At 72.0% G+C, this 23639-nt stretch carries 21 protein-coding genes and 1 pseudogene; 14 read left to right on the forward strand and 8 right to left on the reverse strand.

Annotated elements, in window-relative coordinates; all coding sequences use genetic code 11:
* Nucleotides 1-39: 39 nt before the first annotated feature.
* Nucleotides 40-978 carry an NAD(P)/FAD-dependent oxidoreductase gene (locus ACIOKD_RS22940; RefSeq protein ID WP_402086923.1) on the reverse strand — a complete coding sequence of 313 codons (939 nt, stop codon included), beginning with the start codon at nucleotides 976-978 and terminating at the stop codon, nucleotides 40-42.
* Between the two features lie 77 nt (nucleotides 979-1055).
* Here ACIOKD_RS22940 and ACIOKD_RS22945 point away from each other — a divergent pair, with 77 nt between their 5' ends.
* The 6 genes from ACIOKD_RS22945 to ACIOKD_RS22970 all read left to right on the forward strand — a co-directional run bounded on the left by ACIOKD_RS22945 (nucleotide 1056) and on the right by ACIOKD_RS22970 (nucleotide 6566).
* Complete coding sequence (locus tag ACIOKD_RS22945; protein ID WP_402086926.1) at nucleotides 1056-1739, forward strand: helix-turn-helix domain-containing protein; 684 nt, start codon at nucleotides 1056-1058, stop codon at nucleotides 1737-1739.
* Nucleotides 1740-1842: 103 nt separating this feature from the next.
* The gene (locus ACIOKD_RS22950) at nucleotides 1843-2844 is read left to right on the forward strand and encodes an NADPH:quinone oxidoreductase family protein (RefSeq protein ID WP_402086929.1); all 1002 of its coding nucleotides are present in this window, start codon (nucleotides 1843-1845) and stop codon (nucleotides 2842-2844) included.
* On the forward strand, nucleotides 2841-4022 hold the full coding sequence (locus ACIOKD_RS22955) for an acyl-CoA dehydrogenase family protein (protein ID WP_402086931.1): 1182 nt from the start codon (nucleotides 2841-2843) through the stop codon (nucleotides 4020-4022). The genes ACIOKD_RS22950 and ACIOKD_RS22955 overlap by 4 nt, the downstream gene beginning before the upstream one ends.
* Nucleotides 4019-5131 (forward strand): acyl-CoA dehydrogenase family protein, encoded by a 1113-nt coding sequence (locus ACIOKD_RS22960; protein WP_402086934.1) that lies wholly within the window; start codon nucleotides 4019-4021, stop codon nucleotides 5129-5131. Before ACIOKD_RS22955 ends, ACIOKD_RS22960 begins: the two co-directional genes overlap by 4 nt.
* Before the next feature lie 234 nt (nucleotides 5132-5365).
* Nucleotides 5366-6232 carry a phosphatidylinositol-specific phospholipase C/glycerophosphodiester phosphodiesterase family protein gene (locus ACIOKD_RS22965; RefSeq protein ID WP_402086937.1) on the forward strand — a complete coding sequence of 289 codons (867 nt, stop codon included), beginning with the start codon at nucleotides 5366-5368 and terminating at the stop codon, nucleotides 6230-6232.
* Nucleotides 6233-6371: 139 nt separating this feature from the next.
* Entirely contained in the window at nucleotides 6372-6566 is a 195-nt protein-coding gene (locus ACIOKD_RS22970; RefSeq protein WP_402086940.1) for a hypothetical protein, read from the forward strand.
* A 187-nt stretch (nucleotides 6567-6753) separates the two neighbouring features.
* Here the strand turns inward: ACIOKD_RS22970 and ACIOKD_RS22975 are convergent, their stop codons facing one another.
* The 7 genes from ACIOKD_RS22975 to ACIOKD_RS23005 all read right to left on the reverse strand — a co-directional run bounded on the left by ACIOKD_RS22975 (nucleotide 6754) and on the right by ACIOKD_RS23005 (nucleotide 14266).
* Complete coding sequence (locus ACIOKD_RS22975; protein WP_402086943.1) at nucleotides 6754-7998, reverse strand: phosphodiester glycosidase family protein; 1245 nt, start codon at nucleotides 7996-7998, stop codon at nucleotides 6754-6756.
* An 82-nt stretch (nucleotides 7999-8080) separates the two neighbouring features.
* On the reverse strand, nucleotides 8081-8446 hold the full coding sequence (locus ACIOKD_RS22980; RefSeq protein ID WP_402086945.1) for a DUF779 domain-containing protein: 366 nt from the start codon (nucleotides 8444-8446) through the stop codon (nucleotides 8081-8083).
* Nucleotides 8447-8626: 180 nt separating this feature from the next.
* Nucleotides 8627-9610, reverse strand: coding sequence for an ABC transporter ATP-binding protein (locus tag ACIOKD_RS22985; protein WP_402087046.1), 984 nt, complete (start codon nucleotides 9608-9610; stop codon nucleotides 8627-8629).
* An 82-nt stretch (nucleotides 9611-9692) separates the two neighbouring features.
* A complete protein-coding gene (locus ACIOKD_RS22990) occupies nucleotides 9693-10718 on the reverse strand; it encodes an ABC transporter ATP-binding protein (protein WP_402086949.1) in 1026 nt (341 codons plus the stop codon).
* Nucleotides 10715-11731: an ABC transporter permease gene (locus ACIOKD_RS22995; protein WP_402086954.1), complete on the reverse strand. Its 1017-nt coding sequence runs from the start codon at nucleotides 11729-11731 to the stop codon at nucleotides 10715-10717. The genes ACIOKD_RS22990 and ACIOKD_RS22995 overlap by 4 nt, the downstream gene beginning before the upstream one ends.
* A gap of 14 nt (nucleotides 11732-11745) precedes the next feature.
* Nucleotides 11746-12675: an ABC transporter permease gene (locus ACIOKD_RS23000; protein ID WP_402086956.1), complete on the reverse strand. Its 930-nt coding sequence runs from the start codon at nucleotides 12673-12675 to the stop codon at nucleotides 11746-11748.
* A gap of 1 nt (nucleotide 12676) precedes the next feature.
* Nucleotides 12677-14266: an ABC transporter substrate-binding protein gene (locus ACIOKD_RS23005; protein ID WP_402086959.1), complete on the reverse strand. Its 1590-nt coding sequence runs from the start codon at nucleotides 14264-14266 to the stop codon at nucleotides 12677-12679.
* 313 nt (nucleotides 14267-14579) lie between these two features.
* On the opposite strand from ACIOKD_RS23005, the gene ACIOKD_RS23010 reads away from it, so the two are divergent.
* The 8 genes and pseudogenes from ACIOKD_RS23010 to ACIOKD_RS23045 all read left to right on the forward strand — a co-directional run.
* Entirely contained in the window at nucleotides 14580-15563 is a 984-nt protein-coding gene (locus tag ACIOKD_RS23010) for a 2-hydroxyacid dehydrogenase (protein ID WP_402086962.1), read from the forward strand.
* A 70-nt stretch (nucleotides 15564-15633) separates the two neighbouring features.
* Nucleotides 15634-16908 (forward strand): glucarate dehydratase family protein, encoded by a 1275-nt coding sequence (locus ACIOKD_RS23015; protein WP_402086964.1) that lies wholly within the window; start codon nucleotides 15634-15636, stop codon nucleotides 16906-16908.
* A 16-nt stretch (nucleotides 16909-16924) separates the two neighbouring features.
* The gene (locus tag ACIOKD_RS23020; protein WP_402087049.1) at nucleotides 16925-17902 is read left to right on the forward strand and encodes a 2-hydroxyacid dehydrogenase; all 978 of its coding nucleotides are present in this window, start codon (nucleotides 16925-16927) and stop codon (nucleotides 17900-17902) included.
* 56 nt (nucleotides 17903-17958) lie between these two features.
* Nucleotides 17959-18882 carry a 5-dehydro-4-deoxyglucarate dehydratase gene (locus ACIOKD_RS23025; RefSeq protein ID WP_402086966.1) on the forward strand — a complete coding sequence of 308 codons (924 nt, stop codon included), beginning with the start codon at nucleotides 17959-17961 and terminating at the stop codon, nucleotides 18880-18882.
* Between the two features lie 158 nt (nucleotides 18883-19040).
* The gene (locus tag ACIOKD_RS23030; protein WP_402086968.1) at nucleotides 19041-19613 is read left to right on the forward strand and encodes an MSMEG_1061 family FMN-dependent PPOX-type flavoprotein; all 573 of its coding nucleotides are present in this window, start codon (nucleotides 19041-19043) and stop codon (nucleotides 19611-19613) included.
* A gap of 57 nt (nucleotides 19614-19670) precedes the next feature.
* A complete protein-coding gene (locus ACIOKD_RS23035; RefSeq protein WP_402086970.1) occupies nucleotides 19671-20549 on the forward strand; it encodes an ABC transporter ATP-binding protein in 879 nt (292 codons plus the stop codon).
* On the forward strand, nucleotides 20546-21526 hold the full coding sequence (locus tag ACIOKD_RS23040) for an ABC transporter substrate-binding protein (protein WP_402086972.1): 981 nt from the start codon (nucleotides 20546-20548) through the stop codon (nucleotides 21524-21526). Before ACIOKD_RS23035 ends, ACIOKD_RS23040 begins: the two co-directional genes overlap by 4 nt.
* A gap of 34 nt (nucleotides 21527-21560) precedes the next feature.
* Nucleotides 21561-23633, forward strand: a pseudogene (locus tag ACIOKD_RS23045) (iron ABC transporter permease); the annotation flags it as partial.
* Nucleotides 23634-23639 lie beyond the last annotated feature (6 nt).

The following is a 23639-nucleotide window of genomic DNA, read 5'->3' on the forward strand; positions in this document are numbered from 1 at the left end:
GCCCGGGCGGGGTCGTACCGCTACGCCCGGACGGGCACGTCACCGCACCCGCACCGCCGCGTCCAGGTCCGCGAAGAGCAGTTCGCCGTTGATCGTGGCGCCCGCCCGGTAGCCGCCGCTCGCCGCGTTCACGACCTGCTCGCCGAAGCCGATCGCGTTGCCCGCCGCCCAGACGCCGGGCACGCTGGTCAGGCCCGTGGCGTCGACCACGGCGTACGAGCCGAACGGGGTCTCCTGGAGTTCGGCGCCCAGCTGTTCCAGCAGGCCGGTGCGGGGGACCGCCCGGGGTGCCACGAACAGCACCGAGCGCTCGTGGGCCGTGCCGTCCGCCAGCCGCACCGCGGTGAGCCGGTCGTCGACGACGTCGAGCCCCGCGACCGCACCGGGCACCACGGCGACCCCGGCCGCCGCGAGCCTGCGCAGCTCCTCGTCCGCCAGCTCCTCCTCCGCGACCGTGTGCAGGAACAGGGTCACGTCCTTGGACCACTGGGAGACCATCAGCGCCTGGTGTACGCCCATCGGGGTCGTGGCGAGCACGCCGAAGGCCTGGTCCCGCACCTCCCAGCCGTGGCAGTACGGGCAGTGCAGGACGTCCCGGCCGAAGCGCTCGGCGACCCCCGGCACCGTCGGCAGCTCGTCCGCGAGGCCGGTGGCGACGAACAACCGGCGCCCGTGCACCCGGCGCCCTCCGCCGAGCGTCACGTCGAACTCCCCGTCCGCGTCCCGCGCCACGTCCACCGCCAGGTCCCGGACGAGCTCGACACCGTACCGCGCGATCTCCTCGCGTCCCACGGCCAGGAACTCGGCCGGTGACATGCCGTCCCGGGTCAGATAGCCCTGCATGTGGGCGGCGGGCGCGTTGCGCGGCTCGCCCCCGTCGATCACGAGCACACTCCGGCGTGCGCGCCCCAGGACGAGCGCCGCGGACAGTCCGGCCGCGCCGCCGCCGACGACGACCACTTCGTACGTATCGGTCATGGTGACCACCTCCACCGATAAGGTCGCCCCACGGCACCGGTATTGACAAATGACTTTGCCGAAACTGCAATACAGGTATGAACGAGCAGCGGCACAGGGGCCATGGAGAGCATCGAGAACACGCCGAGCACGGGGAACACGCCGGGCGCGATGACCCTGACGATCAGGGCGACCGTGACACGGAGGGTGTTCTCGCGGAGGTCGGGCCCCGGCTGCGCCGCGTCCGCAAGGAGCGCGGTGCCACCCTCGCGGGGCTGTCCACCGCCACCGGCATCTCGGTGAGCACCCTCTCCCGCCTGGAGTCCGGCCTGCGCAAACCCAGCCTGGAACTGCTGCTGCCCATCGCCCGGGCCCACCAGGTGCCCCTCGACGAACTCGTCGGAGCACCGCAGGTCGGCGACCCGCGCGTCCGGGCGGCCAAGCCGATCGTCATGCACGGCCGTACGCACTGGCCGCTCACCCGCCAGCCCGGCGGCCTGCAGGCCTACAAGGTCCTCGAACCCAAGCGGAAGCTGGAACCGGAGCCGCGTGTCCACGAGGGCTACGAGTGGCTGTACGTGCTCTCCGGGCGGCTGCGCCTCGTGCTCGGCGAGCACGACGTCGTACTGGGCGCCGGGGAGGCCGCCGAGTTCGACACGCGCGTGCCCCACTGGTTCGGGTCGACGGGGGAGGGGCCGGTGGAGTTCCTGAGCCTCTTCGGGCGGCAGGGGGAGCGGATGCACGTGCGGGCGCGCCCGAAGGGCGGCGGCCGGACCGAGTGACATCGGCGGGCATCGGTGGGCACCGACTGTTCCCTGATAGGCAAGCGACCGCTTAGTATGCGTTTGAGCCCGGTCAGACGAAGCAGTCCCGTGGAGGCCCCGCATGCAGGCATGGCAAGTGCACGAGAACGGTGAGCCCGGCGAGGTGATGCGGCTCGCGGAGGTGGAGCGGCCCGTCCCCGGTGACGGCCAGGTCCTGCTCAAGGTGCGCGCGGCGAACATCAACTTCCCGGACGCCCTGATGTGCCGCGGGCAGTACCAGGTCAGGCCGCCGATGCCGTTCACGCCCGGGGTGGAGATCTGCGGCGAGACCGAGGACGGCCGGCGGGTCATGGCCAACCCGGCGCTGCCGTACGGCGGCTTCGCCGAGTACGCCGTCGCGGACGCCGCGGCCCTGCTGCCCGCACCCGAGGCGCTGGACGACGCCGAGGCGGCGGCCCTGCACATCGGCTATCAGACGGGCTGGTTCGGCCTGCACCGCCGAGCCCGCCTTGAGGCCGGCGAGACGCTGCTCGTGCACGCTGCCGCGGGAGGGGTCGGCAGTGCGGCGGTGCAGCTCGGGAAGGCGGCGGGGGCGACCGTCATCGGCGTCGTGGGAGGCGCGGACAAGGCCGCCGTCGCCCGAGAGCTGGGCTGCGACCTCGTGGTGGACCGGCGCGCCGAGGACGTCGTCGCCGCCGTCAAGGAGGCCACCGGCGGCCGGGGCGCCGACGTGATCTACGACCCCGTCGGCGGGGACGCCTACCAGCAGTCCGCCAAGCTCGTCGCCTTCGAGGGCCGGATCGTGGTCGTCGGCTTCGCGAGCGGCACGATCCCCAGCCCGGGTCTCCACCACGCCCTGGTGAAGAACTACTCGATCCTCGGCCTGCACTGGGGTCTCTACAGCACCAAGGATCCGAAGCTGGTCCTGCGCTGCCACGAGCAGCTCGCCGAGCTGGCCGCCCGAGGGGCGATCAGGCCGCTCGTCAGCGAGCGCGTGCCGCTGGCCGGTGCCGCCGACGCCGTCCAGCGGGTCGCCGACGGCGTCACCACGGGCCGGGTCGCCGTGCTGCCCGGCCTCGGGACCGCCCCAGGGGGCACCCGCGAGAACGGAGCCGTGGCATGACCGACGCCGACGAACTGCGCCGCCGCACTCAGGAGTTGCTGGCCGCGCACCCGATCGACAGCACGGACCGGGTGGACTTCCTCAAAGCCCGCTTCGACGCAGGACTCGCCTGGGTGCACTATCCGGAAGGTCTCGGCGGCCTCGGCGCGCCGCGCTCCCTGCAGGCCGTCGTCGACAACGAGCTGGAGGCCGCGGGGGCTCCCGACAACGACCCGCGGCGCATCGGCATCGGCCTCGGCATGGCCGCGCCGACGGTCCTCGGCTACGGCACCGAGGAGCAGAAGAACCGCTTCCTGCGGCCCCTGTGGGTCGGCGAGGAGGTCTGGTGCCAGCTGTTCAGCGAGCCGGGCGCGGGCTCCGACCTGGCGGCACTGGGTACGCGAGCGGTCAGGGACGGCGACAGCTGGGTGGTCAACGGCCAGAAGGTGTGGACGTCCAGCGCCCACGTCGCCCGCTGGGCCATCCTCATCGCCCGCACCGACCCGGACGCGCCCAAGCACCGCGGCATCACCTACTTCGTCTGCGACATGACCGACCCCGGCGTCGAGGTGCGGCCACTGCGCCAGATCACCGGCGAGGCCGAGTTCAACGAGGTGTTCCTCACCGACGTCCGCATCCCCGACGCACACCGCCTCGGCGAGGTCGGTGACGGCTGGCGGGTCGCGCAGACCACCCTGATGAACGAGCGGGTCTCCATCGGCGGCATGCGCATCCCGCGTGAGGGCGGGATGATCGGCCCCGTCTCGAAGACCTGGCGCGAACGCCCCGACCTGCGCACCCACGACCTGCACCAGCGCCTGCTGAAGCTGTGGGTCGAGGCCGAGGTGGCCCGGCTCACCGGCGAACGCCTGCGCCAGCAGATGGTCGCGGGAGCGCCGGGCCCCGAGGGCTCCGGCATGAAACTCGCGTTCGCCCGCCTCAACCAGGAGATCAGCGGCCTGGAGGTCGAACTCCTCGGCGAGGAAGGCCTGTTGTACGAGGACTGGACGATGCGCCGCCCCGACAAGGTCGACTTCACCGGCCGGGACGCCGGCTACCGCTATCTCCGCTCCAAGGGCAACAGCATCGAGGGCGGGACCAGCGAGGTCCTGCTGAACATCGTCGCCGAACGCGTGCTGGGGCTGCCCTCCGAGCCGCGCACCGACAAGGACGTCGCCTGGAAGGACCTCGCCCGATGACCCCGACGACAACGCAGCGCGCACAGCCCGACCTGCTGTACTCGGAGGAGGAAGAGGCGCTGCGCGCTGCCGTCCGTGACCTGCTCGCCGACCACTGCGACCCGGCGGGCGTGATCGCCCGCACGGAGTCCGGTGCGCCGTACGACCGCGAGGCGTGGAAGGCCCTCGCCGAGGGCATGGGCCTCGCGGGCCTGCTGGTGCCCGAGGCGCTGGGCGGCCAGGGTGCCACGCACCGCGAAGCCGCCGTCGTCCTGGAGGAGCTGGGCCGCGCGGTCGCTCCCGTGCCGTATCTGACGAGCGCGGTCGTCGCCACCGAGGCGCTGCTGGAGTGCGACGCCGACGACCTCCTCGCCGAGCTGGCGTCCGGCCGCCGTACCGGCGCCCTCGCCGTCGCCCTGAACATCACCCCCGGCGGCGCGCACAAGACCGTACGGATCGAGAACGGTGTCCTGCACGGGGAGTTGACGGGCATCGCGGACGCCGCCGGCGCCGATGTGCTGCTCGTTCCCGCCGAGGACGGCGGCCTGTACGCGGTCGACGCGGACGCCGTGACCGTCACCGCGCAGGTGTCGCTGGACCTGACCCGGCCGGTCGCGAAGGTCGTGCTCGACGCAGCGACCGCCCGCCGCGTCGGTGACGCCGCCCCCGCCGTACGACGTGCCCTGCGCGCCGGCGCCGGACTGCTCGCATCCGAGCAACTCGGCCTGGCGGAATGGTCGTTGACGGAAACAGTGCGCTATCTGAAGGAGCGCAAGCAGTTCAACCGGCCGGTCGGCGGCTTCCAGGCGCTCAAGCACCGGCTCGCCCAGCTCTGGCTGGAGACCGTCCACACCCGCGCCGCGGCACGCAACGCGGCCGACGCCCTGGCCGGCGGGAGCACGGACAGCACGGACGTGGACGTGGCGGTGGCCCTCGCCCAGGCGTACGCGGCGCCCGTCGCCGTCCACGCCGCCGAGGAGGCCCTTCAGCTGCACGCCGGCATCGGCATGACCTGGGAGCACCCCGTGCACCTCTACCTGAAGAGGGCCAAGGCCGACTCGATCGCGTACGGCACGGCGGGCAGCCACCGGGAGGCGCTGGCCGTACTGGTGGACCTCCAGGCCCCCTGACCGGCTCACCGGCACGCATCGCACGAAGGCCCGCTTCTGCCCCTGGAATTCGCCGGGGACGGGAGCGGGCCTTCGCGTGCAGGTGGCCCGGTGAAGTGAACACGCAGCGGCAGTCCGGCCAACTCACCGCACGTCTCTGCTCCTTGGGCATGTCAGGACTCCATAATCTCCCCAGTCCCGACTTCGCCGGCCGGGCGGACCACGGCCCCGTACGGCACTCCCAGGGAGGCAGACATGGCCCTCACCACCCGTCGCAGAGCCCTCACCACCCTCGCCGCCGGACTGGCGGGCGGTATCGCCCTGCCCGCGTACGCGCAGGCGAGCGAGGACCGGCACCGCCCGCGCCCGCTGTGGCGTGCCCACGCCCACAACGACTACCTCCACCCCCGGCCCCTCCACGACGCGCTCGACCACCGCTTCGGCAGCGTCGAGGCCGACATCTACCTCGTCGACGGCCAACTCCTGGTCGCGCACGACCCGGTGGAGCTGGACCCGGCCCGCACCCTGGAGTCCCTCTACCTGCAGCCCCTCGCCGCCCGGGTGAAGGCCAACCGGGGCTCGGTGTACCGGGGGTACCGCAGGCCGCTCCAGCTGCTGATCGACATCAAGACCGAGGGCTCGGCCACGTACCTCGAACTGGACCGCCGACTGCGCCGCTACCGGCACCTGTTCACGACGTACGCCCATGGCCGTGTCCTGCCCGGCGCGGTGACGGCCGTGGTCTCCGGTGACCGGGGCGCCCGGGTGCCCATGGAGGCACAGACCGTACGGCACGCCTTCTACGACGGCCGCCTCCTCGACCTGCTGGCTCCCGTCCCGGCCCCGGCCTCCCTCATCCCACTGATCAGCGACAACTGGACGCTCAACTTCACCTGGCAGGGCGTCGGCACCTTCCCCGAGGCCGAGCGGCAGAAGCTGCGCGGGATCATCCTGGCCGCGCACTCCCGGGGGCAGAAGGTCCGCTTCTGGGCCACCCCGGACCTGGCGGGCCCCGCCCGTGACGCGGTCTGGAGCGAACTCCTCGCCGCGGACGCCGACTACCTCAACACCGACGACCTCGCGGGGCTGGAAGCCTTCCTGGACGCCCGCCGACGGGCGTAACCAGCGCGCGGGCCCGGCCCCGCGCGGTCACGCGCAGTAAACACACGTTCGGCGGACACGTCAGCCGCACGGACGAACCCCCCGCTACGCCACACTTGCGGCCGAAAGCCGCGGTGTGACGTGGCGGAGGAGGTTGACGGTGGCCATTTCCATCTCTGTGGTGCTGCTGCTCGTGATTCTGGCGGTGGTCTTCCTGCGCAACGGCGCGCTGAAGCTCTCGCACGCGGTGGTCTGCGTCCTGCTCGGCTTCTATCTGGCGAGTACCAGCATGGCGCCGACCATCCATGACGGGGTGACGGCGACGGCCGACATCGTCAGCAGCCTCAGGCCCTGAGGGCTGTCCCGTAATCCCCGGTGGATCAGCGCGCGGCGTCAGATGCGGTGCATCGCAAGGCGGAGGGTCGTCCTCATACTGGGCGTATTCGGGCGATCCGACAACGCGGCGAGGTGCCGTAGCTGTCGTCGTGCGCCCGCCGGGGATTACGGGACAGCCCTTGGCGCGCCCGAGGCTCCGGCGGATCTCAGGCCTTGGAGAACACGCCGATCCCGTTGGGCACCGGGCGTTCGGCCCCGCCGCTGGGGTGGTTGCGTACGGTCGCGGTGGTCGACCCGGGCTCCCGGGCGGCCAGTGTGGTGGAGCCGCCGCCGTCCAGACTGAACGCGTCCACCGAGCCCAACTTCTTCATCGTGTCGGCGACCTCCGCGATGGTGAGACCGCTGCGGAAGTCCGCCGCCCCGTCGAGCGCCAGCAACAGCAGCCGGTTCCCGCCGTCGGAGATGCCCGCCGCGGTCCTTACCGCCGCCGTCACGTTGTCGAGCCCCGCGAGCGGCTGCCCGCCCCGCAGGACCGGATAACCGCCGATCGCGAAGTGGTACGGGGCCTTCGACGCGGCCCCTACCAGCTGGTGCCGCACCACGACCTGCTCGCCCACGGACAGCTTGCGCAGCTGCTGGGCTCCCGCTTCCCGGCCGACCAGAACCGTGGTGTCCGAAGCGATGGTTCCGCTGCCGGGGGTGTCCGCGGACGACACCACGCGGCCGTCCCGGACCGTCACCTCGTAGGTGTCCGTACTGCAGGGCGCGGCCCGGTCGGTGTCCGTCCCGCAGGTGGCCCGCACCCGGGAGACCTGACCCCAGTCCGAGGTGAACGCTCCGACGGAGCCCACGGGCAGCGCGTACTGGTTGAGGCCGCCGAGCGGAAGCCGCGTCTGCGGCGTCTCGACCGAACCGTCGAGAGCCAGGCTGTCGAGGCGGGCCCGGTGGTCCGTACCGACGCCGAGGACGTCCTCGGTGCTCGTGCCGGGCGGCAGGGCCGGTCCGAAGCGCTGGCCGTTCGGTACCGCCGCCTTGTAGGTGTGCCCGTTCGCGATCGCCGGGCCGACGGACGCGCCGGTCGCCTCGACCCCCGGGTGCTGGGTCTCGGTGATGTTGAAGAAGTCGCCGTTGACGCCCGCGACGGCACCCTGGGCGTCGGTCAGCCGGGAGACCGTCGCGCGGGCCGCGACCACGCCCGGGTGCAGCAGATCGACGCTCACCCCGGGGTTGGCGAGATCGACACTGAGTACGTGCGCGTGCGTCACACCCTTGGCGGCCGGGATGTCGAACTCCGTATAGCGCACCCCCGGCGCGATCCGGCTGAAGCCCGGTGCGCCGCCGGTCGGCGTGCCGCTGGCCGGCGGCGCCCCGACGAGGGCCGCGCCGGCCAGCGCGCTCCACGCGGCGAGGACCGTCAGTGCGGTTCCGAGTCGTCCGGTGCGTAGTGTCACGGTGCCCCTGCTCTCTCCGCTGTCTCCTCAAATGGCCCAGGACACGGGGGAGTTCACCACAGAGAGGGTGCGTTGACGATGACTACGTGCCGACGAGGCGCGAACGCGTCAGGAAACGTACCCCTTCGGGCGCCTCAAGGGAGAAGCCGCTGCCCCGCCCCGGCACCACGTCGATGATCAGCCGGGTGTGGTTCCACACCTCGGACTGGCTCCGCGACATCCAGAACATGACCGGTTCCTCGACCCCCTCGACGGTCAGCGAGGCGAGCAGCACGTCGGAGTCGCCTGTCCTGAACTCGCCCTCGGGATAACACATGGGCGCGCTGCCGTCGCAGCAGCCGCCGGACTGATGGAACATCAGTGGGCCGTGCGCGTCCCGCAGTTTGCGCAGCAGCTCGGCGGCGGCGGGTGTCAGTTCCACGGGCGGGGCGGGGGCGGTCGGGGGCACCGGGCATCACTCCTCATCGCTTCGGGAGTACTGCCGCGGACCCTACTCCGGCTGCGGGCCGGTGAGGGCTGAGCTCGCAGCTCCCCGCGCCCCTGAGGGGACCGGGGCGCAGCCCCGCCCCGAGGGGCGCGGGGAACTGCGCGGGCAACCCCCACCGGCCCGCAGCCGACGACCGACCGCTCACGCCCGCGCAGCTGCCTCCTGCAACGGAAAGTGGCACAGCGCCGTGTGGGAGTCCGCCGACCCCGGCGTCCCCCGCACGACCAGCGGCGGAGTCTGCGAGGCGCACAGTTCCTCCGCCCGCGGACACCGCGTGCGGAACCGGCACCCCGACGGGATGTCGAAGGGCGACGGAATCTCCCCCTTGAGCTGGATCTCCCGGTCGCCGGACGCGCGGGACGCGTCCAGGACCGGCGCGGCCGACATCAGGGCCGCGGTGTAGGGGTGCTGGGGGCGTTCGAAGACTTCCTCGGTGGCGCCTTGTTCGATGACCTTGCCCAGGTACATCACGGTCACCCGGTCGGAGATGTACCGCACCACGGACAGGTCGTGGGAGATGAACACATAGGCCACGCCGAGGCGTTCCCGAAGTTCCGACAGGACGTTCAGAACCTGGGCCTGCACCGACAGGTCAAGCGCGGAGACCGGCTCGTCGCAGACGATGAGGTCGGGGTCCAGGGCCAGCGCGCGGGCGATGCCGATGCGCTGGCGCTGTCCGCCGGAGAACTCGTTCGGGTAGCGGTGGGCGTCGCCGGCGCGCAGCCCGACCAGGGAGAGGAGTTCGCGGACGCGCTTCTCCCTGGCCCTGGCGTCCGGTACGACGTCCCGGTGGGTGCGCCAGGGTTCCCCGATCAGGTCGGCGGCCGACATCCGCGCGTTGAGCGAGGCGAAGGGGTCCTGGAAGACCATCTGGACGCGGCGGCGCCAGGCCAGCAGGTCCTTGCCGCGCAGGGCGAACGGGTCGGTGCCGTCGAACCGTACGGTGCCCGCGTCGGGCCGTTCCAGGCCGAGCAGCACCCGGGCGAGGGTGGACTTCCCGCAGCCCGACTCACCGACGAGCCCGAGGGTCTCGCCGCGGCCGAGCCGGATGTCCACCCCGTCCAGGGCGGTCAGCCGGCGGCGGCCGTGGCCGAAGGTCTTGGTGACGCCGCTGACCTCCAGCAGGGGCCCGGACTCCGCCGGCCCGCCGGTGCGGTGTCCGTCGGCGGCGTCGGCGGTGGTGACGCGGGTTTCGGGCGTGCGGCTCTCAGGCACGGTCGAGCTCCTCGGAGAAATGGCAGGCGGCCGAGCGTCCGTCGCCCGACGCGCGCAGGGACGGCCGTTCCTGGACGCATCGCTCGCGCACCAGCGGGCAGCGGTCCTGGAAGACGCATCCGGTCGGCACCGCGCTCAGTTCGGGCGGGCTGCCGGGCACGGCGGGCAACGGGCGCCCGCGTACGGCGTGTTCCGGCACCGAGTCGAGCAGCCCCCGGGTGTAGGGGTGGCGGGGGGCTGCGAAGACCTCGCGCACTGGTCCGTTCTCGACGACCGTGCCCGCGTACATGACGACCACGTCGTCCGCGCGCTGGGCGACCACGGCCAGGTCGTGCGTGATCAGGACGAGGGCCATCTCCCGCTCGTCCTGGAGGTCCCGCAGCAGCCGCATGATCTGCGCCTGCACGGTCACGTCCAGCGCGGTGGTGGGTTCGTCCGCGATGAGGACGTCGGGGTCGAGGGCGACGGCCATCGCGATCAGCAGCCGCTGCCGCATACCGCCGGAGAACTGGTGCGGGTAGGAACGGGCCCGCTGCCGCGGCTCCGGGATGCCCACCCGGGTCATCAGCTCGACCGCCTTCTCGTGAGCCTGGCGACGGGAGAGCCCGCGGTGGATGCGGAACGGCTCGCCGATCTGCCGGCCGACCGGCTGGACCGGGTTGAGGGCGGTCAGGGCGTCCTGGAAGACGATGGACAGCACGGGTCCGGCGAGTTTGCGGCGTTCCGCGGGGCTCATCCGCAGCGTGTCGCTGCCCCTGACCCGGACGGCACCGCCGGTCACCTCGGCCGCGGGGTCCAGCAGCCCCACGACCGACAGCGCGGTCATCGACTTGCCGCAGCCCGACTCGCCGAGAAGGGCGAGGGTACGGCCGCGACGGACGCTGAAACTGACGCCGTCGACGGCGCGCACCCGCCCGGCGGGTGTGTTCAGTTCGACGCAGAGCCCTTCGACGTCGAGGGCGGGAGTGTTGTCGGGGGTGTCGGCGGCGGGCGGCGAGGGCACGGCGGTGGTCGTCACGGGATCAGCTCCGGGGGTACGGCGGCGGAGGCACCGCGGCGCTTGGTGGGCAGCGTCAGTCGCCAGCGCTGGGCGGGGTCGGCGGCCATGCGGACCCAGGCGGCGAGCACCGTGGCGGACACCGTCGTGAACACGATGGCCAGCCCCGGGAGCACGGTGATCCACCAGGCGGTCTGGAGGTACTGGCGGCCCTGGGCGACCATCAGGCCCCAGCTGACGTCCGGCGGCTGGATGCCGATGCCCAGGAAGCTGAGGGAGGACTCGGTGAGCATGACGAAGCAGAAGTCGAGCGTGGCGACCGTCAGCAGGGTGGGCAGGGCGATCGGCAGGACGTGCCGGTAGATGATGTTGCGGCTGGGCGTGCCGAAGGTGCGGGCCGCGTCCACGAACAGCCGGCTGCGCAGCTCGGCCGCCTCCGCCCGCGCGGTGCGCAGATACACCGGTATACGGGCCACCGCGAGGATCAGTACGAGGTTCAGCGCGCTCGGCGAGAACACGTACAGCACGACCACCGCGATCAGCAGGGAGGGGAAGCTGAGGATCACGTCGGCCACACGCAGGGCGAGACTCTCGCGGCGGCCCCCGTGGTAACCGGCCCACAGGCCGAGCGCCGAGCCGATCAGCAGCGAGCACAGCACCGCCGGGACGGCCACGGACAGGGTCGTGGCGGCGGCGTCGACCAGCCGGGCCAGCACGCTGCGTCCCAGGACGTCGGTGCCGAACAGTCCGTACACCCCCTCGCCCAGGGACGGGGGCCGCAGGGAGGCGTCCAGATCCTGCCGCTGCGCGCGGTCGCCGATGAGGAGGCGCCCGAAGAGCGCCACGAGGACGACCAGGGAGAGGACGACGGCCGCCACGGCCGCCGCGCGGTCGCGACCCAGCATGCGCCACCAGTTCGCCCGGTGGGGCGCGGGTCCGGCGTCGGCCGCAGTCGTGTCCGGTGCGGCGGCGGCAGTGCTGTCCGCGGTGGTGCCCACAGCGCTGTCCGTGGGCGTGGGTTCTTCTCGGGGCATGGTGCTTCCTTCGCTCACGCCGGCACCGCCAGTCGCACACGGGGATCGGTCAGCGCGTGACAGACGTCGACCAGGATGTTGAGCGCGAAGATCGTCACCGCGGTCAGGAGCACGGCCGCCTGGAGGACCGCGAAGTCGCGCTGGAGGATGGAGTCGATCATGAGTTTGCCGATGCCCGGCCAGCCGAAGATCGTCTCGACGATCACCGCACCGTTGACCAGGCCCACCGCCAGGTCGCCCGCCACGGTCAGGACGGGCGTCACCGCGTTGCGCAGGGCATGGCCGAAGATCACCCGCTGGGGCGTGGCGCCCTTGCTGCGGGCGATCTTGACGTAGGGGGCGGAGAGCGCGGTGACCATGCTGCCGCGCACCACCTGGACCAGCACTCCGAAGGGGCGGATCAGCAGGGTGGCGACGGGCAGCACCCAGATCTCCGGCCCGCCGAGGGTGCCGGAGGTCGGCAGCCAGCCGAGGCTCACCCCGAAGACGAGCACGCCCATGATGGCGAACCAGAAGTCGGGGATGCTGGCGGCGGTCATCGACAGCAGGCTGGCGATCCGGTCGACCGGCGAGTTGGGGCGGTAGGCGGCCAGGCTGCCGACCAGCAGCGCTCCGGTGATCGCGAGCAGCATGGTCACACCGGCGAGCTGCAGGGTGACCGGGAAGGCGTCGAGCACCATCTCGGTCGCCGGCTGCCCGGTCCGCAGCGAGGTGCCGAAGTCCAGGCGCGCGGCGTCGGCGAGGTAGTTCCACAGTTGCGCGGGGATCGACAGGTCGAAGCCCTGGGCGGCGGAGAACTCGGCGCGCTGCTCGGCGGTGGCGCTCAGGGGAAGGTAGAGGTCGACCGGATTGCCGGTCATACGGGCCAGGAAGAAGACGCCCAGCACCACACAGAACAACGGGATGGCGCTGGAGATCATGCGTTTGCGCAGGAAGGGGATCATGTCAGCCCTTCGCCCCCTCGGCGGGGCCGACCTCGGCCAGCCGCATCTCGTCGCCGGTGGCGGAGTTCGGTTCGTAGCGGATCGACGGTGACAGCCCGAGCAGTCCGCTCATGTGGGCGATGTGGGTGTACTGGACGACGGTGTCGTTCTGGTCGGCGAGCAGGTCGGCGAAGGCCTGCTGGCGCTTCTGTCCGGACAGCAGGCCCGCGTCGGCGATGCGCCCGTCGAGTTCCTTCGTGCCGAAGGTGGACTGCGGGCCGTCACCGAGCAGGTACTGGCTGGCGGTGAAGGCCGCGTCACCGGCCTGGTTGCCGTGCATGATCAGCAGGGCGATGGGGCCGACGTTCTTCGGCAGCGGCCTCAGCTGGTACTGGAGCTGGGTGGCGGTGTCGGCCATGCGCACCCGTACGCTCAGCCCGATCTCCTTCATCTGGTACTGCAGGGCCTCCGCGGTCTCCGACACCCCGGAGAACATGCCGTTGCGGGCGACCAGGGTGATGGTGCGGCCGGTGGGTACGCCGTCGGCCTTCGCCTCCTGCACCAGCGTCCGGGCCTTCGCCACGTTCTGGCGGGTCGGCTCTATCGCGTCGCTGTGTCCCACCACTCCGGGCGGCACGAGCTGGCCCGCGGGTTCGGCCAGTCCGCCGAGCAGGGCGTCGATGATGCCCTGGCGGTCGACGGCCAGGTCGATCGCCCGGCGCACCCGCAGGTCGTCGAGCGGCGCCTCGCGGCCGTCCAGCCGCAGCGCGGTCGTCTCGTTGTTGGGATAGGAGGCGGTCGTGTCCTTCTCCGCCTCCATCGAGTCGAGCGCGACGGCGATCTCCGCTTCGTCCTTGTCGATCATGGCGGCCCGGACACTGGCGTCGCTGCGCCAGACGTAACGTGCCCGGGGAAAGGCCGGAGCCTCGCCCCAGTAGTCGTCGTAGCGGCTGAGGGAGATCGCGGTGCCGGCCTGCCACGAGCGCACGGCGTACGGGCCGGTGCCGATCGGGACACGCACCTTGGCCTTGGCGCCGGTGGAGCGCGGCACGATCTCCACGAAGCTCAGGCGCAGCGGAAGGATGGGGTCGGGTTTCGCGGTGGTGACGGTCAGCCGGTTGTCCCCGGCCGTCTTCACTTCGAGGTCGTCGTCACCGAAGACGTAGCCCTCGACATTGCAGGCGAGGTCGGAGTTGACCGCCCGGTCGATGGAGAAGGCGGCGTCCTTCGCCGTGAACGGCTCACCGTTCTGGAAGGTCACGCCGCTGCGGGTGTCGAAGGTCCAGGTGCGGGGCCCGGTCTGTTTCCAGCCGGTCGCGAGAAGCGGGTGCAGTTCGCCCGAGTCGGGATCGCGTTCGACGAGCGGCTCGGTGATGTTGGACCGGACGACGACGCCGGTACCGGTCAGTGAGGCCTCACAGGGCTCCAGCGTCGGTGGTTCCTGGGTGAGCACCACGCGCAGGGTGCGGCCGTCGGCCTGGCCGGCGTCGCCGCCGGCGCTGTTGGCCACGGCGCAGCCACTGGACACCAGCACCGTGCCCGCCAACAGCAGGGCGGTCGTCGTGCGGGGCCGCCGTCGGCCGGGCGGAAGGGAGGAAACGGGGGACTTCATCGTCGGCGTATCTCCGGGGGAGTGCTGATGTGTCGCGTACCGAGTGCGGGCCGACCTCCTGAGCTGTTTACACTTACGTACTCGGTCCGCATCTGTGAACGCCGAAGCTAAACCGGTGCCGTGGCAGCGTCAAGGGATGCGCGTCGACGGATCTTCTCGGGTCCGTCGCCGTCGCGGCGCCCGGACCTCCTCGGCCGGGTACCGCGCCGACGGTGTCGTCACCACCTGTCGCCGCGCGACCACCGTCCGGTCCGGCCCGCGTGCCACCGCGTACCGAACGTCACGGACCTTCAGTTATGACGGGAGTACCACCATGTCCCACTCATCCCACTCCACCTCCTCCTCCCCTGACCCGGCCGCCCCGGGCGCCGTCCTCCAGGTGTCCCCGCTGCTCCCCGCCCTGGAGAAGGCGCTGGCCGAGCGCCACCGCACCGTACGTCTGCACGAACTGCCCGACCCCGCGGCCTACCTGCGCGAGGAGGCCGGTGACGTGGTGGCCGCGGTGACCAGCGCGCGGTTCGGCGTCGCCAACTCCCTGATGGACGCGCTGCCGCGACTGGGTGCGATCGTCCACTTCGGCGTCGGCTACGAGACCACGGACGTGGCCCACGCCCGGGCGCGCGGCATCGACGTCAGCAACACCCCCGACGTGCTCAACGACTGCGTGGCCGACCTCGCCGTCGGCGGTCTGATCGACGTCATGCGCGAACTGTCGGCCGCCGACCGGTACGTACGGGCCGGTCGGTGGGGCGCGGCGCCCTATCCGCTGACCTCCCGGGTGAGCGGGAAGCGGGTCGGCATCCTCGGTCTCGGCCGGATCGGCCGGGCCGTCGCGCGGCGGCTCGAAGGCTTCGACGCGGACATCGCGTACTGCTCGCGGGTCCCGGTGGCCGACGTCCCTTACCGCCACCTCCCGACCGCGCGGGAGCTGGCCGCCGAGTGCGACGCGGTCGTCGTCACGGTCGCGGGCGGGCCGGGCACCCGGGGGCTGGTCTCGGCGGAGGTGCTCGACGCGCTCGGCCCCCGGGGATTCCTGGTCAACGTCGCGCGCGGCAGCGTCGTCGACGAGCCCGCCCTGGTCGCGGCGGTGCGGGAGGGGCGGATCGCCGGTGCGGCGCTCGACGTCTTCGCCGACGAACCGAACGTGCCGCGGGCGCTGCTGGAGTCGGACCGGGTGCTCCTGCTGCCCCACGTGGCCAGCGGGACGCACGAGACGCGGCAGGCGATGGCCGACCTGGTCCTGGACAACGTCCGGCGGTTCATGACGGAGGGGGTTCTCCTCACCCCCGTTCCGTAGCCGCCCATTGACAGCCGCAAGGATGGCTGTCTACAAATGAGAACGCGGACTACATATGAGGACGGCATTCATGGCAGGGAACGCAGCACGCATCGCCGACGTCACCGTGACTCCCGTGGCCTTCAAGGACTACCCACTGCTCAACACGGTCGGGGTGCACGAGCCCTACGCGCTGCGCACGATCGTCGAGATGACCACGGAGTCCGGTGCCACCGGCATCGGTGAGACCTATGGCGGCACGGTCCACCTGGAACGGCTGCGCCGCGCCGCCGAGGAACTGACCGGCCTGGACGTCTGGAACCTCAACGACCTGATCGCCCGCACCACGCGCGCGCTGGGCCCGGACACCTCGGGCGGCGACGGCATGTCCGGGATGGTCACCGGCAGCAGCGCCGTGGACCGGGTCATGTCACCCTTCGACGTCGCCTGTCTGGACATCCAGGGCAAGCTGATCGGCAGGCCGGTCAGCGACCTCCTGGGCGGAGCCGTCCGCCCCTCGGTCCCCTACAGCGCCTACCTCTTCTACAAGTGGGCCGCACACCCCGGGCAGGAGGACGACGACTGGGGCGCCGCCCTCGACCCGAAGGGCCTGGTCGACCAGGCCCACCGCATGATCGACACGTACGGCTTCTCCTCCATCAAGCTCAAGGGCGGCGTCTTCCCGCCGGACGAGGAGATCGCGGCGGTCAGGGCCCTGCGGGAGGCCTTCCCCGACCTGCCCCTGCGCCTCGACCCCAACGCGGCCTGGAGCACGGAGACCTCGCTGCACGTCGCCCGCGAGCTGGACGGAGCCCTGCAGTACCTGGAGGACCCGACCGAGGGCATCGACGGCATGGCGGCCGTGGCCGCGGGAACGCCGACACCCCTGGCGACCAACATGTGTGTCGTCTCCTTCGACGACCTCGCCCCGGCCGTGGCCCGCGGTTCCGTGGGCATCGTCCTGTCCGACCATCACTTCTGGGGCGGGCTGCGGCGCGGCCTCCAGCTCTCCGCGATCTGCGACACCTTCGGCCTCGGCCTGTCGATGCACTCCAACTCCCACCTCGGCATCAGCCTCGCGGCGATGACCCATCTCGCGGCGGCCACCCCGCGCCTCACCTACGCCTGCGACACGCACACGCCCTGGAAACAGCCGGACGAGGACGTCGTCGACACCGAGGTGCTGCGGTTCACCGAGGGCCGCGTCACCGTCCCGACGGCTCCCGGCCTGGGTGTGGAACTGGACCGGGACGCGCTCGCCAGGCTCCACCGGCAGTACCTCGACTGCGGACTGCGCGACCGCGACGACACCGGCTACATGCGCACCGTGGACCCCTCCTTCCCGACCGAGACCCCCCGGTGGTGACCCGCCCGTGCACATCATGCTCAACCACCGCATCCTGAGCCGCTTCCACGAACCGCTCAAGGCCCGCGCGCGGGGCCCGCACACCTGGCTGGAATCCTTCGACTGGACGACGGAACGGATCTCCGAAGCCATCACCGACGCCGAGGTGTTCGTCGGTTCCCCACTGCGCGCGGAGGACGCCCGGCGCGCCGAACGGCTCCGGCTCGTCCACGTCGTCGGCGCCGGCTACGACGGCATCCCGCTGGACGCGCTCGGCCCGGAGGTGTCGGTCACCACCACGCACCACCACGGCCGTTCCATCGCCGAGCACGTGCTCATGTCCGTCATGATGCTGTCCCGCGACGTCCTGGGCGCCGACCGCGCACTGCGGTCCGGACAGTGGCGCAACGTGGCCGTCGACCCGGAGCTGCCGTTCGGGACGACGCTGGAGGGCCGCCGGGTGGGCATCCTCGGTTTCGGCGAGACCGGCACCGAGGTCGCACGCCTGTGCCAGGCGGTGGGCATGCGGGTGCGTGCCGTGCGGCGCGACCCCTCCGCGCCGGTCCCCCAAGACCTGCGGACCGACTGGATCGGCGGCGACGACCGGCTGCCCGACCTGCTGGCCGAGTCCGACGTCGTGGTGGTCACGGTCCCCCTCGGCCCCGCCACCCGCGGGCTGATCGGCCCCGCCGAACTGGCGGCCATGGGACCCGGAAGCCTGCTGGTCAACGTGGCCCGCGGACCGGTCGTCCAGGAGGACGCGCTCTACGAGGCCCTCGACTCGGGTGTCATCGCCGGGGCCGCACTGGACGTGTGGTGGTCGGGCCCGCCGCAGGCGCCGAGCAGGCTGCCGTTCCACCGACTGCCCAACGTGCTGATGACCCCGCACCACTCGGGCCACACCACCGACACCTTCGCCGCCCGCGCGGTGGAGATCGCCGACAACATCAACCGTCTGGAAGAGGGCCGCCCGCTCGTCAACGTGGTGCGCGCGGGCGCCTCCGCGGCCACCTGAGGCTTCCTCGTCCAGCCCTCTCGCCCCCTCGCACCCTCGCCCCACTTCCCCAGGAGTTGAAGACCCCCATGCTCGAAGGCGTCCTCTTTTTCCCCGTCACCCCCTTCACCGATCTCGGAGAGGTCGACCTGGCCGTCCTGCACCAGCACGTCTCGGCGGGGACCGACGCCGGCCCCGGCGGCGTGTTCGTCGCCTGCGGCACCGGTGAGTTCCACGCCCTGGACGTCGAGGAGTTCGCCGCGGTGGTACGGACCGCCGTCGACGCGGTGGCCGGACGGGTCCCGGTGTACGCCGGGGCGGGAGGCGCGCTCGGGCTGGCCCGCCGCTTCGCCCGCGCCGCAGCCGACGCCGGTGCGGACGGTCTGCTGCTCATGCCTCCCTACCTCGTCGACTCGCCCCCCGAGGGCCTGGTCGCGTACGTCCGCGCGGTCGCCGGGGAGACCTCCCTGCCGGTGATCGTCTACAACCGGGGCAACGCGCGCTTCGACGAGCACACCGCGTCGCAAGTGGCCCAACTGCCCACGGTGACGGGCTTCAAGGACGGTACCGGCGACCTCGATCTCGTCGCCCGGATCATTTCCGCCGTACGTGAGTCGCTGAGCGCGTCCGGCAAGGAGTTCCAGTTCTTCAACGGCATGCCCACCGCCGAGGCGAGCCAGCCGGCCTACCGCGCCCTGGGCGTGAAGCTGTACTCCTCGGCCGCGTTCGCCTTCGCGCCCGACATCTCCCTCGCCTTCCACCGCGCGCTGGAGGCCGACGACCACCAGCGGCTCGACGCGCTGCAGCGGGTCTTCTTCCACCCCTTGGTCAGGCTGCGCAAGCGGGTCCCCGGCTACGCGGTGGCCCTGGTGAAGGCGGGGGTGACGCTGGAGGGGAGCAAGGCAGGACCGGTCCGCCCGCCCCTGACCTCCCTCGGCGCGGGGGAGATCGAGGAGCTGGCGGCCATCATCGCCGAGGGACGTGCCGTGCTCGCCTCCTGAGTCCCGCCCGCCGGTTCGGAGATGCACGCGGTGGGTGCTTTCGCCGATCCCTGGTTCCTCTCGGATAAGGCATGCCTGACGACGCCGTAACGACGTCGGATAATGTTCTGCGTGCAACTACTTGCACCCGCCGGACGCACGCATGTTTGGAGTCGGCCTTGCCGCACACGATCGACACCGCCGCAAAAGGGCCGGACGCCGTGACCGAGGAAGGCGAGCAAGGCTGGGTCGAACTGGGGTCGGGCGCCGAGCTGCGCGAGCTGCTCGGCGAACCCTGGCCCATCGTGATCGAGAAGGTCCACGACCGGCTGGCCGACCAGGACCGGGACATCATCGCCCGCTCGCCCTTCTGTCTGCTGGCCACCTCCGACGCGCGCGGCAACTGCGACGTCTCCCCGCGCGGGGACATCGCGGGCTTCACGCACGTCATCGACTCCGGCACGCTCGCCCTCCCCGACCGGCCGGGGAACCGTCGAGGCGACAGCCTCCACAACATCCTCGACAACCCGCACGCGGGCCTGCTCTATCTGATCCCCGGCAGCAAAGAGGTCCTGCGGGTCAACGGCCGGGCGCGCATCCTCACCGACGCCCCGTTCTTCGACGCCATGACTCTGAAGGGTCAGCGTCCCGCGCTGGCCCTGGTCCTGGAGATCGACGAGATATACCTGCACTGCCCGGCGTCGCTGCGGCGCTCGGGCGTATGGAATCCGGCGTCCTGGCAGAACGGCTGAACCGGTCCGTGAGCACCCCCTGCCCAGCATAAATAAGGGTAGGCTAACCTTCACCAGGTGAGATCTGGTGAAGAAACAGCCGACACCCCGCGTCTGCGCGGTCACCAACTGTCGGCCACGAGCGTGACCGTCGCGTACGACGGCGTCGACGTCGTGCACGACGCGGCGGTCGCACTGCGGCCCGGTGAGGTGACCGTCCTGGTCGGCCCCAACGGCAGTGGCAAATCGACTCTCCTGCGGACGATCGCCCGTCTGCAGCGGGCCCGCCACGCCACGCTCAGGATCGACACCGGGACCGACGGCCTCGCCCTGAGCGCCCGTGAGTTCTCGCGGCACGTCGCCCTGTTGACCCAGGGCCGCCCCACGCCCAGCGGACTGACCGTGCGGGACGTCGTCGAGTTCGGCCGCTACCCCTACCGGGGCCGCTTCGGCCGCCCCGACCCGGACGCGTCCGCCGCGATCGACCGCGCGCTCGCGCTGACCGGCGTCACGGACCTCGCCGAGCGGGGCGCCGACCACCTCTCCGGCGGACAGCTGCAGCGGGTGTGGCTCGCCAGCTGCCTCGCCCAGGAGACCGGCGTGCTGCTGCTGGACGAGCCGACGACCTACCTCGACCTGCGCTACCAGATCGAACTACTCGACCTCATCCGCGACCTGGCGGACGACCACGGCATCGCCGTCGGAGTCGTCCTGCACGACCTCGACCAGGCGGCGGCCATCGCCGACCGGATCACCCTGCTCGAAGCGGGCCGCGTCGTCGCCGACGGCCTGCCCGAGGACGTCCTCACCCCGGAACGCCTCACCGCCGTCTACGGCATCCGCATCGACGTGGACCACGACCCCCTCACCGGCCGGCTGCGCACCCGCCCGATCGGCCGACACCACACCCGGCACACTCACCACACTCGAACCGAAAGGCTCGGCACCACCTCATGAGACGCCTCCTGCTCACCGCGGCCGCCACCACCGCCGCGGCGCTCACCCTTGCCGCGTGCGGCACCACCGAGCCCGCCGCCGACACAACCGAGAAGACGTCCGAGGCCATCACCCTCACCGACGGCTCCGGCAAGAAGGTCGAGCTCGACGGCCCGGCCACCAAGGTCGTCGCCACCGAGTGGAACGTGGTCGAGAGCCTCGTCACGCTGGGCGTGGACCCGGTCGGCGCCGCCGACGTCAAGGGCTACAACACCTGGGACTCCGCCGTCCCGTTGAAGAACGAGCCCAAGGACATCGGCACCCGCGGCGAGCCCAGCATGGACACCGTCGCCGCGCTCTCGCCCGACCTCGTCGTGGCCACCTCCGACCTGCCGCCCGCGGCCCTCAAGCAGCTGCGCAAGATCGCCCCCGTGCTGGAGGTGAAGTCCGCCGACGGCACCGACCAGATCGGGCAGATGCTGGAGAACCTCGACCTCGTCGCCAAGGCCACCGGCACCACCAACCAGGCCGAGACGGCCCGCAAGGACTTCGAGGCCAAGATCACCGAGGGCAGGAAGGCCCTCGCCGACGCCGACCTCGCGGGCACGCAGATCGCCTTCGCCGACGGCTACGTCACCTCCAACCAAGTCACCCTGCGCCCGTACACCGACGGTTCCCTCATCGGATCCGTCAACAAGCGCCTCGGCCTGAAGAACGCGTGGAAGGTCAAGGGCGACGCGGCCTACGGTCTCGGGTCCACCGATGTCGAAGGCCTGACCGACCTGCCGAAGGACACGCAGTTCGCCTACATCGGCAACGACGACGACAAGACCGCCACCCCCTTCACCGGCGTGCTCGCGAAGAACGCCGTGTGGAAGTCCCTGCCGTTCGTGAAGGCCGGTGACGTGCACCGACTGGACGACGGCATCTGGATGTTCGGCGGCCCCGGGGCGATGTCGGCGTACATCGACGCTCTGGTCGCCGCGCTGACGAAGTAGCAGCAGAGACAGAAGCAGGCGAAGCAGAAGCAACGGAGCCATGGCCGTCACCGCAACCTCCCCCGTCCCCCGCCCGTCGACGGCCACGTCCTGGGCGGGCGCGGCCGCGGTGACGGCCGCGCTCGCCCTGTTGGTCGTGGCCCTCGGGATCGTCGACATCACCCAGGGCACCGCAACCGTCGGACCGGCCGAGGTGTTCAAGGCCCTGACCGGGCAGGGCGAAGGGGCCGACGCCTCCGTGGTGATCGCCTCCCGGCTGCCGCGGATGGCCGCCGGAATCCTGGTCGGTGTCATCCTCGGCGTGGCGGGCGCCGTACTGCAGGCCGTCAGCCGCAACGTCCTCGCCTCACCCGACACCCTCGCGGTGAACGCCGGTTCGTATCTGGCGCTCGGCCTGGTCGGCGCCACCGGCGTCTCGCTGCCGCTGCTCGCCTCCTCCTCGGTCGCCTTCGCCGGCGGACTCCTCGCCGCGGCCGTCGTACTGGCCCTGTCCGGTCTCGGCACGGGCACCGTACGACTGGTCCTCGCCGGCACCGCGCTGGCCCTGGGCCTGAACTCCGTGACGGAGGGCCTGCTCCTGCTGTTCCCCGAGCAGACCGAGGGCCTCTACCAGTGGAACCAGGGCAGCATCAGCCAGAACGGCTTCGACGGCGTCCTCCAGATGCTGCCCATCGCCCTGGCCGGAATCGCCGGACTGCTGCTGGTCGCACGCCGCGTCGACGCACTGGCCCTCGGCGACGACGCCGCGCGCGGCCTCGGCGTCCCGGTCCGCGCCACCCGCGTCACGGTGGTCGTCCTGGCCTCGCTGCTGTCCGCGGCGGCGGTCACACTCGCCGGGCCCATCGGCTTCGTCGGCCTGTGCGCACCGGCCCTGGTCCGCCCGCTCGCCCGCAGGCTCAAGGGCTTCGCCCGCGCCCGTACGACCCTGCCCGTGGCGGGACTCGTCGGCGCGGTGCTGGTCCTCGGGTCGGACGTGCTGCTACGGGCCCTCGTCCCCTCGGACCGGGCGGTCGCCGTGCCCACCGGCGTCGTCACCAGCCTGGTCGGCGCCGTGTTCCTGGTGGCGATGGCCCTCCGGCTGCGGGACACCTCCGGAGCCGAGGCCCCCGACCGGATACGCATCCCCAGCCGGACCGTGTTCCTGGTGACACTGGCCGGCCTCGTCGCCGTGGTCGTCGGTGTCACGGTCGCCGGCGCCCTGCTCGGCGACAGCAAACTCCTGCTCGGCGACGTGGCGAACTGGGCGCAGGGCAGGGCGGGCCGCGCTGTCTCCTTCGTACTGGAGACCCGGATCCCCCGCGTGCTCGCGGCCCTGTGCGCGGGCGCGGCGCTCGCCCTGGCCGGCACGCTGGTGCAGGCCGTGACCCGCAACCCGCTCGCGGAGCCGGGCGTCCTGGGCGTGTCGGGCGGCGCCGCGCTGGGCGCCGTACTCCTCGTCACCACCGCACCCGTCGCCGGCACCTGGGGGGTCGCGGGAGCCGCGTTCGCGGGCGCCGCGACGACCTCCGTCGTCGTCTTCGGGCTCGCCGCCCGGGGCGGCTACCAGCAGAACAGGCTGGTCCTCGTCGGCATCGGTGTCGCCGCCGGAACCGCGGCGCTGATCAGCCTGCTGATCGTGCTCACGGACCCGTTCAACGCCACGAAGGCGCTGACCTGGCTGTCCGGTTCGACGTACGGCCGGACCATGCCGGACGTGCTGCCCGTCGCACTCGTGCTGGTACTGGGCCTCGTCGTCGCCTTCGCCCGGCGCACCGAACTGGACCTCGTCTCCCTGGACGAGGACACCCCGCGCCTCCTCGGCCTGCCGCTGTCCCGGGCCAGACTCGGCTTCCTGGTGGTGAGCGTCCTGCTCAGCGCGACCGCTGTCGCCTCGGCCGGCACCATCGGTTTCGTGGGCCTGGTGGCACCGCACGCGGCCCGTGCCCTCGTGGGCCGACGGCACGTGCGGGTGGTGCCGGTGGCCGTCCTGCTGGGCGCCGCGCTCGTCTGCACGGCCGACCTCCTCGGCCGTACCGTCATCGCCCCCGCCCAGCTGGGTGCGGGCCTGATGACGGCCGTGATCGGCACGCCGTACTTCCTGTACCTGCTGGTACGGAGCCGGCGCTGAGCCCGG

It is taken from the genome of Streptomyces sp. NPDC087844, assembly GCF_044742785.1.
Taxonomy (GTDB): domain Bacteria; phylum Actinomycetota; class Actinomycetes; order Streptomycetales; family Streptomycetaceae; genus Streptomyces.

Bases quoted from the DNA above. Each gene is read 5' to 3' on its own strand.
- ACIOKD_RS22960 (WP_402086934.1), top strand. From the start codon at position 4,019: ATGACCCCGACGACAACGCAGCGCGCACAGCCCGACCTGCTGTACTCG.
- ACIOKD_RS22945 (WP_402086926.1), top strand. From the start codon at position 1,056: ATGAACGAGCAGCGGCACAGGGGCCATGGAGAGCATCGAGAACACGCC.
- ACIOKD_RS23020 (WP_402087049.1), top strand. From the start codon at position 16,925: ATGCTCAACCACCGCATCCTGAGCCGCTTCCACGAACCGCTCAAGGCC.
- ACIOKD_RS23005 (WP_402086959.1), bottom strand. From the start codon at position 14,266: ATGAAGTCCCCCGTTTCCTCCCTTCCGCCCGGCCGACGGCGGCCCCGC.
- ACIOKD_RS23015 (WP_402086964.1), top strand. From the start codon at position 15,634: ATGGCAGGGAACGCAGCACGCATCGCCGACGTCACCGTGACTCCCGTG.
- ACIOKD_RS23000 (WP_402086956.1), bottom strand. From the start codon at position 12,675: ATGATCCCCTTCCTGCGCAAACGCATGATCTCCAGCGCCATCCCGTTG.
- ACIOKD_RS23040 (WP_402086972.1), top strand. From the start codon at position 20,546: ATGAGACGCCTCCTGCTCACCGCGGCCGCCACCACCGCCGCGGCGCTC.
- ACIOKD_RS22965 (WP_402086937.1), top strand. From the start codon at position 5,366: ATGGCCCTCACCACCCGTCGCAGAGCCCTCACCACCCTCGCCGCCGGA.
- ACIOKD_RS23010 (WP_402086962.1), top strand. From the start codon at position 14,580: ATGTCCCACTCATCCCACTCCACCTCCTCCTCCCCTGACCCGGCCGCC.
- ACIOKD_RS22995 (WP_402086954.1), bottom strand. From the start codon at position 11,731: ATGCCCCGAGAAGAACCCACGCCCACGGACAGCGCTGTGGGCACCACC.
- ACIOKD_RS22950 (WP_402086929.1), top strand. From the start codon at position 1,843: ATGCAGGCATGGCAAGTGCACGAGAACGGTGAGCCCGGCGAGGTGATG.
- ACIOKD_RS22940 (WP_402086923.1), bottom strand. From the start codon at position 978: ATGACCGATACGTACGAAGTGGTCGTCGTCGGCGGCGGCGCGGCCGGA.
- ACIOKD_RS22955 (WP_402086931.1), top strand. From the start codon at position 2,841: ATGACCGACGCCGACGAACTGCGCCGCCGCACTCAGGAGTTGCTGGCC.